The sequence below is a fragment of the Streptomyces violaceoruber genome (assembly GCF_033406955.1).
GTDB lineage: Bacteria > Actinomycetota > Actinomycetes > Streptomycetales > Streptomycetaceae > Streptomyces > Streptomyces violaceoruber.
Genome location: NZ_CP137734.1, coordinates 8165173 through 8180645, shown reverse-complemented (window position 1 = coordinate 8180645; position 15473 = coordinate 8165173). Strand labels below are relative to the sequence as shown.

17 protein-coding genes are annotated in these 15473 nt (G+C 73.2%); 12 read left to right on the top strand and 5 right to left on the bottom strand.

Annotated features, from left to right (window positions below; translation table 11 throughout):
• The first annotated feature begins 109 nt into the window (after positions 1–109).
• From R2E43_RS36930 to R2E43_RS36920, 3 genes are read left to right on the top strand one after another with little or no spacing between them, the layout of a single operon-like run.
• A complete protein-coding gene (locus R2E43_RS36930; RefSeq protein WP_332057018.1) occupies positions 110–862 on the top strand; it encodes a LamB/YcsF family protein in 753 nt (250 codons plus the stop codon).
• Entirely contained in the window at positions 859–1617 is a 759-nt protein-coding gene (locus R2E43_RS36925; protein WP_332057017.1) for a 5-oxoprolinase subunit B family protein, read from the top strand. Before R2E43_RS36930 ends, R2E43_RS36925 begins: the two co-directional genes overlap by 4 nt.
• The gene (locus R2E43_RS36920) at positions 1614–2471 is read left to right on the top strand and encodes a 5-oxoprolinase subunit C family protein (protein WP_011027120.1); all 858 of its coding nucleotides are present in this window, start codon (positions 1614–1616) and stop codon (positions 2469–2471) included. Before R2E43_RS36925 ends, R2E43_RS36920 begins: the two co-directional genes overlap by 4 nt.
• On the opposite strand, the gene R2E43_RS36915 is transcribed toward R2E43_RS36920, so the two are convergent.
• From R2E43_RS36915 to R2E43_RS36905, 3 genes are all read right to left on the bottom strand, one after another.
• Positions 2458–2859, bottom strand: coding sequence for a ribosomal maturation YjgA family protein (locus tag R2E43_RS36915; protein ID WP_332057016.1), 402 nt, complete (start codon positions 2857–2859; stop codon positions 2458–2460). The two genes, R2E43_RS36920 and R2E43_RS36915, sit on opposite strands and share 14 nt — an antisense overlap.
• A 107-nt stretch (positions 2860–2966) precedes the next feature.
• Positions 2967–4262, bottom strand: a complete 1296-nt coding sequence (locus R2E43_RS36910) for a hypothetical protein (protein WP_011027122.1) — start codon at positions 4260–4262, stop codon at positions 2967–2969.
• Entirely contained in the window at positions 4256–4651 is a 396-nt protein-coding gene (locus R2E43_RS36905) for a hypothetical protein (protein WP_234328588.1), read from the bottom strand. The genes R2E43_RS36910 and R2E43_RS36905 overlap by 7 nt, the downstream gene beginning before the upstream one ends.
• 98 nt (positions 4652–4749) lie before the next feature.
• On the opposite strand from R2E43_RS36905, the gene R2E43_RS36900 reads away from it, so the two are divergent.
• The 4 genes from R2E43_RS36900 to rhaS all read left to right on the top strand — a co-directional run bounded on the left by R2E43_RS36900 (position 4750) and on the right by rhaS (position 7992).
• Positions 4750–5196 (top strand): MarR family winged helix-turn-helix transcriptional regulator, encoded by a 447-nt coding sequence (locus R2E43_RS36900; RefSeq protein WP_003978419.1) that lies wholly within the window; start codon positions 4750–4752, stop codon positions 5194–5196.
• Positions 5189–5524, top strand: a complete 336-nt coding sequence (locus tag R2E43_RS39055; protein WP_375336295.1) for an MFS transporter — start codon at positions 5189–5191, stop codon at positions 5522–5524. The genes R2E43_RS36900 and R2E43_RS39055 overlap by 8 nt, the downstream gene beginning before the upstream one ends.
• Entirely contained in the window at positions 5518–6669 is a 1152-nt protein-coding gene (locus tag R2E43_RS36895) for an MFS transporter (RefSeq protein WP_375336296.1), read from the top strand. The genes R2E43_RS39055 and R2E43_RS36895 overlap by 7 nt, the downstream gene beginning before the upstream one ends.
• Positions 6670–6912: 243 nt before the next feature.
• Complete coding sequence (gene rhaS / locus R2E43_RS36890) at positions 6913–7992, top strand: rhamnose ABC transporter substrate-binding protein (protein WP_011027125.1); 1080 nt, start codon at positions 6913–6915, stop codon at positions 7990–7992.
• Positions 7993–8073: 81 nt separating this feature from the next.
• Here the strand turns inward: rhaS and R2E43_RS36885 are convergent, their stop codons facing one another.
• Both R2E43_RS36885 and R2E43_RS36880 read right to left on the bottom strand, forming a co-directional pair.
• Complete coding sequence (locus R2E43_RS36885; RefSeq protein ID WP_003978416.1) at positions 8074–9063, bottom strand: MASE1 domain-containing protein; 990 nt, start codon at positions 9061–9063, stop codon at positions 8074–8076.
• A 50-nt stretch (positions 9064–9113) separates the two neighbouring features.
• Entirely contained in the window at positions 9114–9968 is an 855-nt protein-coding gene (locus R2E43_RS36880; RefSeq protein ID WP_003978415.1) for a PP2C family protein-serine/threonine phosphatase, read from the bottom strand.
• A 205-nt stretch (positions 9969–10173) separates the two neighbouring features.
• Here R2E43_RS36880 and R2E43_RS36875 point away from each other — a divergent pair, with 205 nt between their 5' ends.
• From R2E43_RS36875 to R2E43_RS36855, 5 genes are all read left to right on the top strand, one after another.
• Positions 10174–11073 carry an NAD-dependent protein deacetylase gene (locus tag R2E43_RS36875; protein ID WP_332057015.1) on the top strand — a complete coding sequence of 300 codons (900 nt, stop codon included), beginning with the start codon at positions 10174–10176 and terminating at the stop codon, positions 11071–11073.
• Positions 11074–11216: 143 nt separating this feature from the next.
• Positions 11217–12506, top strand: a complete 1290-nt coding sequence (locus tag R2E43_RS36870; protein WP_332057014.1) for an ABC transporter substrate-binding protein — start codon at positions 11217–11219, stop codon at positions 12504–12506.
• 100 nt (positions 12507–12606) lie between these two features.
• Entirely contained in the window at positions 12607–13548 is a 942-nt protein-coding gene (locus R2E43_RS36865) for a carbohydrate ABC transporter permease (protein WP_332057013.1), read from the top strand.
• Between the two features lie 14 nt (positions 13549–13562).
• Entirely contained in the window at positions 13563–14390 is an 828-nt protein-coding gene (locus R2E43_RS36860; protein ID WP_106517142.1) for a carbohydrate ABC transporter permease, read from the top strand.
• The gene (locus R2E43_RS36855; RefSeq protein WP_003978410.1) at positions 14387–15430 is read left to right on the top strand and encodes a LacI family DNA-binding transcriptional regulator; all 1044 of its coding nucleotides are present in this window, start codon (positions 14387–14389) and stop codon (positions 15428–15430) included. Before R2E43_RS36860 ends, R2E43_RS36855 begins: the two co-directional genes overlap by 4 nt.
• Positions 15431–15473: the final 43 nt, after the last annotated feature.

Sequence of the window (15473 nt, the reverse complement as noted above, 5' to 3'; positions counted from 1 at the left end):
CCCGGAGTGATCGAGGGGTCCGCCGGGCGGACGGTCGCATGGACGGTCGCATGGACGGTCGAGCGGGCGTCCCTTGTCGGATCGTTCAACGATCGTCTACTTTCAAGGTGTGATCGACCTCAACGCAGATCTCGGTGAAGGCTTCGGCCGCTGGACCCTCACCGACGACGACGCCCTGCTCTCCGTCGTCACCAGCGCCAACGTCGCGTGCGGCTTCCACGCGGGCGACCCCTCGGTGATGCGCCGCGTCTGCGACCTCGCCGCGGAGCGCGGGGTGCGGATCGGGGCGCAGGTGTCCTACCGCGACCTGGCGGGCTTCGGCCGGCGCGCCATGGACGTGCCCTCCGACGAACTGGCGGCCGAGGTGGCGTACCAGATCGGCGCCCTCCGGGTGTTCGCCGAGGCCGCCGGCGCCCCGGTCGCCTACGTGAAGCCGCACGGCGCGCTCTACAACCGCACCGTCCACGACGAGGGTCAGGCCCGTGCCGTCGTGGCCGGGGTGCGGCTGGCCGGCGGCGCGCTGCCCGTGCTCGGCCTCCCGGGCTCGCGGCTGCTCACGGCCGCCGCGGAGGCGGGCCTCACCGGCGTCCCGGAGGCCTTCGCGGACCGTGCGTACACCGCGGAGGGCAGCTTGGTCCCCCGTAGCGAGGCGGGCTCGGTGGTGACGGACGAGGACGCGGTGGTGCGCCGCGCGCTGGCGTTCGCCCTGGAGGGCTCCGTCGAGGCCGCGGACGGTACGGCCGTCGCGGTCGCCGCCCGCTCCCTGTGCGTGCACGGCGACACCCCGAACGCCGCCCGGATCGCGGCCCGGGTGCGCGAGGCACTGGAGACGGCCGGGGTGGGGATCGGGGCGTTCGCATGACGGACGGAAGGCCCCTCACGGCGCGCCCGGCGGGCCGCCACGCCCTCCTGGTCGAGTTGCGCGACGCCGAGCACACTGCGGCCTTCCACGCGGAGGTGCTGCGCCGTCGCGCCGCCGGGGCGCTGCCGCCGGTCACCGAGGTCGTGCCGGGGGCGCGGACCGTCCTGCTGGACGGCGTGCCGGACCCGGACGCGCTGGCCCGCCAGGTCGCCGACTGGCAGGTGCCGCCGGTCGCGGACGACACGGGCGCCGTGGTGGAGATACCCGTGCGCTACGACGGGCCGGACCTGGCCGACGTGGCGGCGCTGTGGGGCGTCGGTCCGGACGAGGTCGGCGCCCTCCACCGCTCGCACACCTATCGGGTGGCGTTCTGCGGCTTCGCCCCCGGCTTCGGCTATCTCACCGGACTGCCCCCTCGGCTGCACGTCCCCCGCCGGTCCACGCCCAGGACCCGCGTCCCGGCCGGTGCGGTGGCCCTCGCGGGTCCCTACAGCGCGGTCTACCCCCGCGCCACGCCGGGCGGCTGGCAGCTGATCGGCACCATGCCCGACCCACGGCCGCTGTGGGACCCGGCGCGGGAACGGGCGGCGCTCCTCACACCGGGGACGCGGGTGCGATTTGTCACGGCGGACGGCACCTGTGCCGGTCCCGGGACCGGCACAGGGACCGGGACCGAAACCGGCACAGGGACCGGGACCGAAACCGGGTCCGGCGACGATCCGACGGCCGGGACGAGTCCGGAGGCCGGGGCATGACCACCAGACTCACGACGGTGCGCGCCGGCGCGCTCACGACGGTGCAGGACGCGGGCCGGCCCGGCCACGCCCACCTGGGCGTGCCCCGCTCCGGTGCGCTGGACGCGCCCGCGATGCGGCTCGCCAACCGCCTCCTCGGCAACGACCCGGACACCGCCGTCCTGGAGACGACCCTGACCGGCTGCGCCCTGCGTCCCGACCGGGACGTCGCCGCCGTGGTCGGCGGGGCGCCCTGCGCGGTGACGGTCGACGGCAGGCCGGCCGCCTGGGGCGCCCCGGTGCGGGTGCCGGCCGGCTCGGTCCTGGACGTGGGGACCGCGACCGGGGGCGTCCGCTCGTACGTGGCCGTCGCGGGCGGCATCGCCGCCGAGCCCGTCCTGGGCAGCCGTTCGACGGACCTGCTGTCCGGGCTGGGTCCGACGCCCCTGCGGGACGGGGACGTCCTGGCGGTCGGCGCCCCCGCGCGGCCCGCGCCGCCACCGGTCGCCGCTCCCTGGCCGGGACCGCCGGCCGAGCTGGTCCTGCCGGTCCGCCCCGGCCCGCGCGCCGACTGGTTCACGCCGGCCGCGCTGCGCACGCTCACCTCGGCCGCCTACCGCGTCTCCCCGCACAGCAACCGGATCGGCCTGCGCACCGAGGGTCCGCCGCTCCAGCGGCTGTCGACGGGCGAACTGCCCAGCGAGGGCATGGTCCTGGGCGCCGTGCAGGTACCGCCGGACGGCCGCCCAGTGATCTTCCTGCACGACCACCCGACGACGGGGGGCTACCCGGTCGTCGCGGTCGTCCCGGAGCCGGCTCTGGCCGCGGCCGCCCAGGCCGTGGCCGGAACTCCGGTGCGCTTCACGCTCGCCTGACGGCCAGCCAGCCGGTCGCCGCGCCGACCGCGTACCAGAACAGATCCGGTGCGTTGAAGGTGGAGCCCAGCACCAGACGGGCCGCCGTACTCTCCCGGGCGAGGTGCGCCGGCACGTCGCTGAGCTGGAGGAACTCCACGCCCCAACTCACCGCCAGGGCCAGGGCGGCGGCCCTCGCCGGTGCCGTCCTCGGCGCCGCCGCGAACACGAGGGCGAACAGCAGCAGGGTGTACAGCGCGTCTCCGCCGTACTTGGCCACCTCACCCGCCGCCAAGGCCCTGAGCGCCAGTCCGGCGCCCACGATCAACACAGCGGACACCGCCGCCGCCGACCGCGTCCGCCCCGGATCGTCCCGCACGGCGACGCGGGCCCGGGAAGAGGGAACCATGCGCCCATTGTGCGCGGCAGCGGTCCTTGTTCCGCGCACGGCCCCCGGGCCCTGGTGGAGGAGTCGACGCCGCACGTGGCGGCGTCGGGGTCCGCGCTGCCCGACGGTCAGCAGGTGGGCACGCCCGGGAGCCAGGAGTCGGCCACGTCGATGAAGATGTTCGAGACGTAGCCACCGTAGTCGGGCAGGTACGACCAGGCGTCGTTGCTGTAGCCGTCGTAGTCCACGAGCTGGCCGTGGACCTGGCACCGCACCCGTACGGTCGTGGGCCCGGGCAGGCTCGCCACGCGGGTGGAGTCGGTCGTCGCCCGCTGCCGCACGCTCACGTCGGTGCCCCAGGTCGGGAAGGACGTGGTGTCGCCGCCGCCCTCGGTCCACAGGTAGGTGACGGTCACCCAGCCGTTGTCGTTCAGGCCGACGTTGTAGAAGGTGCCGTCGGCCAGGTCGATGCCGGCCGGGTTGGCGACCTGCCGGCCGAACTCGTCGCGTCCGCCGTTGTACCCGTCCTCGTAGGCGGCCTGCGCCTGGGGCAGCCCTTGCGGCAGGTCCTTCCACTGCTCCCGCTGCGCCGAGGGGTTCCAGTGGTCGTCGTGCGTGTTCCACGGGCCGACGTCCCAGACCGGCGCCGTCTCGCAGCGGGCCGGCCCGCACACCTGCACCGAGTACTGGCCGCTGCCGTTCGGCGACAGGGCGCGGCGGGAGGGGAGTGCCACGAAGTGGTCGTTCGCCCCGATGACGTGACCGTTGGCGGTGGTGTGTCCGACGAGGCCCTCGCGGGTGGCGTAGACGCGGGCGGAGAAGGCGGCGGCCCTGGTGGCCGGTGCGGGCTCGGCGGGCGCGGTGCCCGCGTCGTCGGCGGTCAGGGTCAGCGCGCGCACGGCCGCGGTGGGCCCGCCCCTGGCGTTCCACAGGGTGAGCCGGGCCTGGACGTCGACCACCTCGCGGGGCAGTTCGGCGGGGGCGCCGGGCGCCGCCCGCCGCCACTCGGTCCAGGCGCCGTCGGCCGCGCGCCCGCGCACGTCGACCTCGACGCCCGCCGCGTCGGGCACCGTCGCGTCGAGGTCCACGGTGACCCGGTCGACGGGCCGGCCGACGTGGTGCGGGTCCAGTACGGCGGAGGCGTAGCCGCGGTCCCGGCCGAGGGAGGCGGGGCTGAGGGAGCCGTCCCGCACCCGCAGGGCGCCCGCGTCGTACCGGACGTTGACGTCGTCGGTGCCGGTCCTGGACAGGTCCGCGCGCCAGGACACCGGAGCGGGCGGCACGGGGTCCGCAGCCGGGGCGGGCGCGGCGGCGAGCGTCGTACCGGAGAGGGCGAGCAGGCACACCGTGCCGGTCAGGGCGCGTGCGGTGCGGGGTCTGCGCCGCGGGGCGGATCCGCGGCGCCGGGACGAGGGGGTCAGCATGTGGGCGCTCCTGGGGGCCGGGCGTCGTCGACGTCGATGAAGATGCTGGAGACGTAGCCGCCGTGGTCGGGCAGGTGCGACCAGGCGTCGTTGCTGTAGCCGTCGTACTCGACGAGGCCGCCGTGGACCTGGCAGGCCACGCGGACGGACGTCGGTCCGGGCGGACGCGCCACCCGTGCGGAGTCGGTCGTCGGCTGCTGACGGACGCTCACGTCGGTCTCCCTGGTGACGAAGGGGATGCCGGTGACGCCGTCGTCGCCCCGGGCCAGCCCGTGCAGCAGGCCCAGTCCCGGTCCGGGACGGGGAGTCCGACGAAGACGCCCGCGGATGGCGGGAGTTGTCCGCACACCGGTCGTCACATGGTGGACCGCCAGACTTGACGTGGGCAAGTCATTGCACTCTGCGCAAGAGCCTTCACGGCCACCCGTACGGGCCATACATACAGCCAAGGCTGTACAGTTCTGGCTGTGGACATTAGCCTGGAGGCATGAGCGAGAACGAGAGTCCTTCACCGTCGGCGGTCCAGGCCTCGCGGGAGGTCCGCGCGGTCATCAGCCGGCTGCGCCGACGCATCCTCAAGGCCTCCGAGGTCGAGGACCTCACCCTCGGCCAGTCCTCGGTACTGGCCCGGCTGTCCGACCGGGGGAGCGTCACGGCCAGCGAACTCGCCGCGATCGAAGGGGTCAGACACCAGTCGATGACGGCGACGGTCACCGCACTCGCCTCCATGGGGCTGGTCGAGCGGCGCCCCGACCCGGACGACGGACGGCGCCTGCTGATCACGCTGACCCCCGAGGGCGTCCGCCGCGTGGAGGAAGGGCGGCAGGTACGCACGGAATGGCTCGCCGAGCGGTTGCAGGACAGGTGCACCGAGGAGGAACGGCGCACCGTGATCGCGGCCATGGCCGTACTGGAGCGACTGAACCGTGACTGACGCGAAGGCGGGCTGCCCCGAGGCCGGCACGGACAAGCCCGGCTTCGACCGCGGACTGCTGCCGCCGATGCTGCTCGGTTCGGTGCTCAACCCGATCAACTCGACGATCATCGCGGTCGCCCTCGTGCCGATCGGCAGGGCGCTCGGCGCACCGGCCTCGCAGACCGCCTGGCTCGTCTCCGCGCTCTACCTGGCGACGTCGCTCGGTCAGCCGGTCGTCGGCAGGCTCATCGACGTCTTCGGGCCGCGCCGGCTCTTCCTCCTCAGTACCGGCCTCGTCGGCGTCGCCGGTGTCGTGGGCGCGCTGGCTCCCGGCCTGGGGTGCTGATCGGCGCGCGGGTCCTGCTCGGGTTCGGCACCTGCGCCGGCTATCCCGCGGCGATGGCGCTGGTGCGCAGCGAGGCCGAGCGCACCGGACGGGACAGCCCCGGCGGGGTGCTCACCGCGCTGGCCGTGGCCAACCAGACCGTCGCCGTCGTCGGCCCGCTGCTGGGCGGCCTGCTGATCGCGGTGGGCGGCTGGCGCGCCACCTTCGCGCTGAACGTGCCCCTCGCCGTCGCGGCCGTGCTGCTGGGTCTGCTGCGGCTGCCCAGGGCGAAGCCCGAAGCGAAGCCCACCGCGCGGTTCACGGCGAGGCCCACTGCGCAGTCCACGGCGCAGTCCACGGGCGGATCCACACCGCGCGGGAGCCTGGCCGCCCGGCTCGATCTGCCCGGCATGGGACTGTTCGCCGCGATGCTCGTCTCACTGCTGCTCTTCCTGATGAACCCGCACCTGCGCGACTGGTACCTGCTCGCGCTCGCCGCCGCCGCGGGAGCGGCGTTCGCGGTACGGGAACTGCGGGCGGCCACGCCCTTCATAGACCTGCGGGTACTCGGCGGCAACGTCCCGCTCCTGGCCACCTACGGGCGGACGCTCGTCGCCTACGTCGTCTCGTACTCCTTCCTCTACGGCTTCACCCAGTGGACCGAGGAGGGCTTCGGGCTGACCCCCTTCCACGCCGGCCTGGCACAGATCCCCATGTTCCTGCTGGCGACAGGGGTGTCCATCGTCTCGGGGCGCAGCACGAGCGTCCGGGGGAAGCTGCTGCTCGGCGCGGTCGGCCAGATCACCGCGTGCCTGGTGATCCTGCTGCTGGGCGGGGACAGCCCGCTGTGGATGCTGCTGCTGGTCGCCCTGATCTTCGGCGTCCCCCAGGGGCTGAACAACCTGGCCCTGCAGAACTCCGTCTACTTCCAGGCCGATCCGGAGCGCACCGCCTCCTCCGCCGGCCTGCTGCGCACCTTCGCCTACATCGGCTCGATGGTCGCCTCCGCCGCGACCGCGGCCTCCTTCGGGCAGCACGCCGACACCGGCGGCCTGCACCGGCTGGCCTGGGTCATGCTGGGTGCCGGCCTGCTCTACCTGCTGCTCACCCTCTTCGACCGCACGCTCGGCCGAACGGCGGGGACCGGCACGCGGGCCTCGCTCTGAGCAACCCCCGAAGGGGCAGGCCTGAGAGGCCGCAGGCTCAAGAACTGTGTCCCGCAAGTGCATTGACCACAAGGGTGTTTCTGCCTAACGTCCCGGTCAAGCTTCATTGAATCCTTTCAGCGCCCTGGCCGCACGCCCGGGCGGCCCCCACGCGACGTCCCGCGCACCCGCAAGACCGCCATGGCTGGACGCACCTGGTGAACGGTCTTCGGTCGCCGCCTGTCGACTCATCGAAAGAAGCACATGCACAAAACCCCCGCACGCCGTGCCTCCGTACTCGTCGCCGCCGTGTCCTCCCTCAGTCTCCTCACCGCCGGATGCGGCGACGGCGACGGCCCCGTGGACGACGACACGGCGGCGAACGCCAAGAACGCCGAGGCCTCCCCCAACGCGCCCACCAAGACGGGTTTGACCGTCGGCTTCCTTCCCAAGCAGGTCAACACCCCGTACTTCGCGGTCGCCGACCGGGGCGGGGAGCGTGCCGTCGAGTCACTGGGGTCGACCTTCAAGGAGGTGGGCACGGACCAGGGCGCCGACGCCTCCGGGCAGGTGTCGCACATCAACGGCCTCACCGAGCAGAAGGCCGACGCGATCGCCGTCTCGGCGCTGGACCCCGACGCGCTGTGCGACGCCCTCAAGAAGGCCATGGCAAAGGGTGTCAAGGTCGTCACGTACGACTCCGACACGAAGCCCGAGTGCCGCTACGCCTTCGTCTCCCCCGCGAGCGCCGAGGACATCGCCGTACGGCAGCTGGAGCTGCTCGGCGAGCAGACCGGCTACCAGGGCGACATCGCGATCCTGTCCGCCGCGCAGACGGCGACCAACCAGAACGCCTGGATCAGCAGCATCAAGAGGGAGCTTGAGGGTCCGAGGTACAAGGAGATGCGGCTGGTGGACGTCGTCTACGGCGACGACGAGGCCGAGAAGTCGTACCAGAAGGCCGAGGAACTGCTCCGGGAGCACGGGAAGCTGAAGGGGATCATCTCCCCCACCACCAACGGGATCAAGGCGGCCGCGAAGTACCTGTCCCAGTCGGAGTACAAGGGCGAGGTGAAGCTGACCGGGCTCGGCGCCCCCAACGACATGCGTCCCTACATCAAGGACGGCACGGTGGAGGCGTTCCTGCTGTGGGACCCGGCCAAGCTCGGCGAGCTGGCCGGTCACGCCGCGGTGGCCCTGGCCTCCGGGCAGATCACGGGCCGGGAGGGGCAGATGTTCCTGGCCGGGGACATGGGCTGGTTCCAGCTCACCGGGAACGGGGTCATCACCCTCGGCGAGCCGACGGTCTTCGACGCCGGGAACATCGACGACTACGACTTCTGAGGCCCGCGCGCAGCTGCCCGGACGGGTGCCGTCCGGGTGGGTGCCGCCGAGGGAGGCTGCCGGCGGGGCCCGGCACCGCGCTCACCGGCCGTCTCCTCCGGGCGGACCCGGTGCCCCGGAGCCGCCGGCGTTCAGGTGTTGCAGCGCCTCGACCAGCTCGTGGCAGGCGCGCTCCACCGACCGTCTGGTGTTGAGCTGTTCGCTGATCACCGCGGAGAGCAGGAGCGCGGTCAGCCCCAGGGTCCCGTTGAACGCCTGGAGCTTCATCATCGTCTCGATGTCGGTCAGCTTCCCGAAGGAGCCGGCCTCCTGCCGGGCCACGACGGTGGCCGTCACCGACACGAACAGGGCGCACGGGATGCCGCCCGCCAGCTGGAAGCGCAGCGCCGACCAGATCAGGATCGGGTAGGCGAGGAACAGCACGCTGACCGAGCTGTACATGATCAGCGGTACCAGGACGCACACGACCGCGGTGAGCCCGGCGGCCTCGGGCCAGCGCGCGGACGGGGGCGGCAGGCGGGCGCGGTACAGCAGGAGCAGCAGCGGGGTGACCAGGACGACCCCCATGGCATCACCGACCCACCAGGCCAGCCAGACGATCCCGAGGTGGTCGGTGGGGAGTTTGCCCGACAGCAGGAGCATGCCGATGCCCGTGCCCGAACTGATCAGCATCGCGGCCAGCGCCCCCAGGAAGACGAGCGCCAGTCCGTCGCGCAGCCGGCTCAGGCTCAACCGGAACCCCACCGCGCGCAGCAGCAGCCAGGCGCAGACGGGGGCGGCGGTGTTGCCCACCACGATGCCCGCGGCCTCGGGCCCGGGGGCTCCCAGGGAGACGATGACCAGCAGCGCGCCGAGGGCGATGCCCGGCACGCACCACGGTCCGAACAGGAGCAGGCAGGCCACCGCGAGACCGGTGGGCGGCCAGATGGGCGTGACGACCGAACCGTCGGCGGTCAGCTGCTGCGACAGCCCGAGCCGCCCCGCCGCGTAGTAGCAGCCGGCGAGCAGCAGCGTCGCGCAGGTGAGGACGACCGGTCGAGGCCACGCACGGATACCCACCACAGCAGCCATCAGACACCGGTGCCGCCGGGTCGGCGAGGCGAGGGGCGCCCCGTGACGCCCTACGGCGTAACGCCGCGTGCGAGGCCGCGCGTGGCGCCGCGCCCGTCATGGCCGACGACGAGCACGGCCGCGTCGTCCTCGTGACCGATCAGCTCGGCGTTCTTCAGCACGGCGGCCGCCAGCGCGTCCGCCTCCATGCCGACGGCCGCGGCGAGGCTCGCCAGTCGCACCACCCGGTCCAGGCCCTCGTCGACGCTCAGCGAGGGCCCCTCCACCACGCCGTCCGTGACCAGGACGAACACTCCGCCGGTGGCGAGCCGGTACCGGGTCACCGGGTACTCGGTGCCCTCCAGGACGCCCAGCGGGGGTCCGCCCTCGTCCCGGCAGACCTCCGCCCTGCCGTCCGCCGTGGCCCGCACGCAGGGGATGTGGCCGGCCCGGGCGCTCTCCAGCAGGCCGGTCGCCGGGTCGTAGCGCATGAAGGTGCAGGTGGCGAACAGGTCCTTGTTGAGGGACAGGAGCAGTTCGTTCGTGCAGGCCAGCAGGTCGCCGGGCTCGCTGGTCACGGAGGCCAGCGCCCGCAGGCCGACCCGGACCTGGCCCATGAAGGCGGCCGCGTCGATGGCGTGGCCCTGGACGTCGCCGACGGAGAGGCCGATGCGGCCGTCGGGGAGGGCGAAGGCGTCGTACCAGTCGCCGCCCACGTTGAGCCCGGCGTACGCGGGTGAATAGCACGCGGCCAAGTGGATGCCGGGGACGGCGGGCAGGTCCGCGGGGAGCATGTCGCGCTGCAGGGCGATCGCCAGCTCCACCTGCGACCGCCGCAGTTCGGCGAGCTCCTTCGCCCGTGTGGTCAGTGAGGCCAGCCGGGCGAGCAGCTCTTCACCGTCAGGTGCGGGACGCTTGCGGAACATCGACCACTCCCGGCCAGGCCGCCTCTCCCGGCAGGGGCCTCACGGCCCCCTGGACAGTGCAAGTCTGTCACCCGGGACGCAAAAGGTCATGCCGGGGCGGTCCGGGCGCGGTGGCGGGCGGGTGGCGGCGGCGCTCCGCGAGCGGGCGGCGTCGGTGTGCGCTCCGCCACGCCGGGGACGGCGGCGCGTTCCGTACCCTTGCCGCATGCGCATGCGCCCCACTCTGAGCTGGACCCCGGGAGCGGACCTGCCGCCGGGCACCACGGACCTGGCGCCCGTCGCCGACGCGCTGCGGGCCGGCGGGGTGCTGGTGCTCAGCGGGGCGGGCATCTCCACGGAGTCGGGCATCCCCGACTACCGGGGCGAGGGCGGCAGCCTGAGCCGGCACACCCCGATGACCTACCAGGACTTCACCGCCCACCCCGAGGCCCGCCGCCGGTACTGGGCGCGCAGCCACCTCGGCTGGCGCACCTTCGGCCGCGCCCGGCCCAACGCGGGACACCGGTCGGTGGCGGCGTTCGGGCGGTACGGCCTGCTCACCGGCGTGATCACCCAGAACGTCGACGGTCTGCACCAGGCCGCGGGCAGCGAGGGCGTCGTGGAACTGCACGGCAGCCTGGACCGGGTCGTCTGTCTGTCCTGCGGTGTCCTCAGCCCGCGCCGTGAACTCGCCCGGCGCCTGGAGGAGGCCAACGCCGGCTTCTCGCCGGTGGCCGCCGGGATCAACCCGGACGGCGACGCCGACCTCACCGACGAGCAGGTCGGGGACTTCCGGGTGGTGCCCTGCACGGTGTGCGGCGGCGTCCTCAAACCGGACGTGGTGTTCTTCGGCGAGAACGTACCGCCGCGCCGCGTCGAGCACTGCCGCGAGCTGGTGCGCGGAGCGTCCTCGCTGCTGGTCCTCGGCTCCTCGCTGACGGTGATGTCCGGGCTCCGCTTCGTCCGCCAGGCGGCCGAGGCGGGCAAGCCGGTCCTGATCGTCAACCGCGACGCCACCCGCGGCGACCGGCTGGCCGTCACCAGGGTCGCGCTCCCGCTGGGACCGGCACTGACCACCGTGGCGGACCGGCTCGGCCTCCGTGTGGGGGACGCTGCGACGGCCTGACCAGGCAGCCCGCGTCGCGCACGGGACCGGAAATCTCCCCGCGCCACCCCCTTGACCGTGGTCCCGCCACTCCATACAGTCCTCGCACCTCACGAGGTACATCGATTAACCAATCGTTAACCGCTTGGTTGGAGACCACCCCTGTGCGCTCATCGCTGACACGGCGCGAACTGCTCGCCGCCGGTTCCGGTCTGGCCGCGGCCGCTGCCCTGCCCGCTCTGTCCGGCTGCTCGTCGCTGGCGTCGGCGGACTCCGACCCGGACACCCTCGTCGTCCACACCCAGCTCGGCACCACCGCGCCGGGCTCCCCCACGTATCTCGCGGCCGTGGACCGCTTCCGCGAGGAGAACCCGGGGGTGAAGATCAAGAACCTCGTCAACGGCGACGACCTCGCCCAGGTCTACGAGACCTCACGGCTGGCCCGCAAGGAGGCCGACGTCGTGATGGTCAACCTGTACGACAAGACGCTGGCCTGGACGGACGTCGGCGCGACCGTCGACGTCAAGCCCTATCTCGACGACTGGGGGCTGCGCGGGCGCGTCCTGCCCGCCGCGCTGGCCGACTGGACGGACGACGAGGGCCGGGTCCGGGCCTTTCCCTACTTCGCCACCAACTGGCCCGTCGCCTACAACCGCGCCCTGCTCGACCGGGCCGGGGTCGACGCGATCCCCACCACGGGGGACCAGCTGATCGCCGCGGCCCGCAAGCTCCGCGCCAAGGGCATCGCCCCGGTGACCGTGGGCGGCAACGACTGGACCGGCCAGAAGCTGCTGGCGCAGATCATCCAGACGTTCCTCTCCCCGGACGAGGCCCGGCACGTCTACTCCACGGGGGACTTCGGCGTTCGCGGCGCACGCCTGGGCATCGAGTACTTCGCGCACCTGCGCGACGCCGGTGTGTTCGCGGACAAGGCCCAGGGCCTCACGTCCGACTCGATGACCACGCAGTTCAACACCGAGGAGGCGGCCGTCCAGTCGGCGATGTCCTCCGCCCTGGCCAAGGTGCCCGAGAAGGTGGCCGGGCACACGGAGGTCGGCGGCTGGCCGCTGGCCGACGGGGCGGCGCACGACGGTCCCACCGTCATCCGCGCCCACACCCTCATCGGCTTCTGGATCAGCCCCAACGGCGTCCGCAAGATCGAGCAGGTCGAGAAGTTCCTGCGGTTCATGTACCGCCCGGACGTCGTGGCGCGGTTCGTGACGGAGAGCGGGCGGGACATGGCCCTGCGCACGGACGCCGTCTCCACCGGCTTCCCGCTGGTCGGGGCGGCCCAGCGGCTGGGCTCCGAGGTGAGCCAGGTGCTGCTGCCCGACGTGTACGTGCCGCCCGCCGCCGCGCAGCCGCTGATCACCGCGACCAGCACCTCGTTCACCCGGGGCACCAGCCCGGCCCGGGTGCGCGCCGCTCTCGAGTCCGCGTACCGGTCCGTATGACCCGCCCGGACACCGACGGCTCCGCCGCCCGGCTCTCCCTCGTCCCCCTCACCCTCCCTCTCCCCCTCCCCCGTTCCACCCGTTCCCCGGGAGTCACCGCATGACGACGCTCACGACGACGCCGGACGGGAGCGCGGCCCGCAGGTCCGTTCCGCCGCCCTCCCCCGCCCCGGCCGCGGGCCGGCGCCGGCAGGGCGGCACCGTCCTCGCGGTGCCCGCGCTGGTCTGGTACCTGGTCTTCATGGTCGGGCCGCTGCTCGCGATCTTCGTGATCGCGGCCCTGCACTGGCCCGGCATGCTCCAGCCGGTGTCCTTCGCCGGTCTCGACAACGCCCGGGTGGTGCTGGACGACCCGGTGTTCTGGGACGCGGTCCGCAACACCGCCGTACAACTGGCCGTCGCCGTCCCGGTGATGATCGTCTGCGCGTTCATGCTGGGGTACTACGTGGCCCAGCGCCCGCCCGGTCACCGGGTCATCCGGTACCTGCTCTTCATCCCGGGGCTGATCTCGACGCCCGCGAAGGCGATGGTGTTCTACGCGGCGCTGTCGCCGGACGGCCTGCTCAACGGCGGGCTGGAGAGCGTCGGCCTCGGCTCCCTGGCCGACGCCTGGCTGGCCTCGCCGTCGACGGCCCTGGCGTGTCTGATCGCCCTGGACATCTGGGCCGGCATCGGCTTCACCGCCGTCCTGTTCGCCGCCCGGCTGGGCAGTGTGCCGGACGAGCTCGGGGAGGCCGCGCAGCTCGACGGGGCGGGGCACTGGCGGACGATGTGGTCGGTCCACTACCCCGTCATCCGCGACTACGTGGGCGTGGTGACGATGCTGCAGTTCCTGTGGACGCTGTTCGGCTCCGCGCAGCACGTGCTGCTGCTCACGCAGGGCGGCCCCGGCACGTCGTCCACCACGCTGTCCTTCCTCGTCTACCAGAAGGCGTTCATCGCCGCGGACCTCGGCTACAGCCAGACCGTCGGCGTCCTCCTCTTCCTCGCCGGACTCGTCGGGCTGCTGACGATCCGCCGCGTCTTCCGCCAGAACTACTGATCGGAGCAGCACTGATGAAGCTCGGCAAGCGCTGGCTCCCGGCCCACATCCTGGTGTGGACGTACGCGGTGCTGCTCGTCGTCCCGCTGTACTACTTCCTCGCCTCGGCGTTCAAGTCGAACGACGAGATCTTCGCGCACCCCTTCGCGCCGCCGTCCTCCCTGGGGCTCGGAAACTTCCGGACCGCGTTCGAGAGCGCCGACCTCGGGCTCGCGGTCGTCAACTCGGCGCTGGTGACGGTCTTCTCGCTGGCGCTGACCCTGCTGCTGGCGATCCCGGCCTCGTTTGCGCTGGCGCGTTCGACCGGGCGGCTGGCGGGCGCGGTCGAGAAGGTCTTCTCGCTCGGCTTCCTGATCCCGACGTTCGCGGCGCTCTTCCCCACCTTCCTGCTCGCGGCGGCCACGGGGCTGTTCCACACCCGGATCTTCATGGTGCTGTTCCTGCCCGCGACGGCGCTGCCGCTGTCGGTGGTGATCCTGGTGCAGTTCATGCGCACCATCCCGCCGGAGATGGAGGAGGCCGCCCGGCTGGACGGGGCGTCCACCTTCGCGGTGCTGCGGCACGTGTACACGCCGATGTGCCTGCCGGGCATCGCCACGGTGCTGCTGCTGAACTTCCTGACCTTCTGGAACGAGTACCTGTACTCGCTGGTCATCATCGGCCCGGACCCGGCGCAGCGCACGGTCCAGGTGGCCCTGCCCACGCTGAAGTCGATCACCGGCACGGACTACGGCGTACTGACGGCGGGCACGGTGCTGACCCTGGTTCCGGTGTGGCTCGTCTACACCCTGCTCCAGAAGCGCATGCAGCAGGCCCTGGTCAGCGGGGCGGTGAAGATGTGAGCGTCTCCACCGAGCGGGCCGGACGACGGCCCACGATCAAGGCGGTCGCGGCGGCCGCCGGGGTGTCGACCGCCGCCGTGTCCCAGGCCTTCAACAACAAGGGCCGGCTCTCCGAGGCGACCCGCCGCCGGATCCTGGACGCCGCGCTGGAGCTGGGCTGGTCGCCCAGTGCCTCCGCCGCGGCGCTGCGCAACGCCCGCACCCGCAGTCTGGCCCTCGTGGTGCGGCGTCCCACGGACGTGCTGGGCTCCGACCCGCACTTCAGCGAGCTGATCACCGGCATAGAGGGCGAGCTGGCGCCGCGCGGCTACGGACTGCTACTGCATCTGGTCAGCGGTCACCGGGAGGAGAACGCGCTGTACGAGCGGCTCGCGGCCGAAGGCCGGGTGGACGGCGCCGTGCTCACCGACGCCCGCGACGACGACGCCCGTCCCGCGCTGCTCGCCCGCCTGGGACTTCCCGCGGTGCTGCTCGGATCGCCCGACGACACGGCCGTCGTCCCGCGTGTCGGACTGCGTGACCAGGGCGCGGGGATCGCCGAGGCCGTCGCCCACCTGCTGGGCCTCGGCCACCGGCGCGTCGCCTACGTCAGCGGGCCGCCCGAGCTGCAGCACACGCGGGTGCGCAGGGCGGCCTTCGAAGGTGCCCTGCGCGAGGCGGGCCTGCGCCCGTTCGCGGTGCTGCCCACCGACTTCAGCGAGCGGCGCGCCGTCGGTGCCACCGAGGCACTCCTCGACTCCGCCGACCGGCCCACCGCGATCGTGTACGCCAACGACTCGATGGCGGTCTGCGGCATCGGCACCGCGCAGCGCGCCGGACTGGCCGTTCCCCGGGACGTGTCCGTCGTCGGCTACGACAACCTGCCGCTCGGTTCGTGGCTCCATCCCCGGCTGACCACGGTCGACCAGCAGGTGCAGCGGGTGGGCGCGGCGGCCGCGCGCATGCTGCTCGCCCTGTGCGGCGAGGAGGTCGAGGACACCGCCCTCGCCGAACGGCCGCGCCTGGTCGTACGCGAGTCCACGGGGCCCGCCCCCACCTAAAGCACCACCCGGCCGCGGCAGCCCGCGGCCACGCACCATCCGC

Coding starts and splice junctions, on each gene's coding strand:
- R2E43_RS36910 (WP_011027122.1), bottom strand. CDS start 4,262: ATGCTGACCCCCTCGTCCCGGCGCCGCGGATCCGCCCCGCGGCGCAGA.
- R2E43_RS36885 (WP_003978416.1), bottom strand. CDS start 9,063: ATGGCTGCTGTGGTGGGTATCCGTGCGTGGCCTCGACCGGTCGTCCTC.
- R2E43_RS36920 (WP_011027120.1), top strand. CDS start 1,614: ATGACCACCAGACTCACGACGGTGCGCGCCGGCGCGCTCACGACGGTG.
- rhaS (WP_011027125.1), top strand. CDS start 6,913: ATGCACAAAACCCCCGCACGCCGTGCCTCCGTACTCGTCGCCGCCGTG.
- R2E43_RS36915 (WP_332057016.1), bottom strand. CDS start 2,859: ATGGTTCCCTCTTCCCGGGCCCGCGTCGCCGTGCGGGACGATCCGGGG.
- R2E43_RS36875 (WP_332057015.1), top strand. CDS start 10,174: ATGCGCATGCGCCCCACTCTGAGCTGGACCCCGGGAGCGGACCTGCCG.
- R2E43_RS36865 (WP_332057013.1), top strand. CDS start 12,607: ATGACGACGCTCACGACGACGCCGGACGGGAGCGCGGCCCGCAGGTCC.
- R2E43_RS36900 (WP_003978419.1), top strand. CDS start 4,750: ATGAGCGAGAACGAGAGTCCTTCACCGTCGGCGGTCCAGGCCTCGCGG.
- R2E43_RS36860 (WP_106517142.1), top strand. CDS start 13,563: ATGAAGCTCGGCAAGCGCTGGCTCCCGGCCCACATCCTGGTGTGGACG.
- R2E43_RS36880 (WP_003978415.1), bottom strand. CDS start 9,968: ATGTTCCGCAAGCGTCCCGCACCTGACGGTGAAGAGCTGCTCGCCCGG.
- R2E43_RS36925 (WP_332057017.1), top strand. CDS start 859: ATGACGGACGGAAGGCCCCTCACGGCGCGCCCGGCGGGCCGCCACGCC.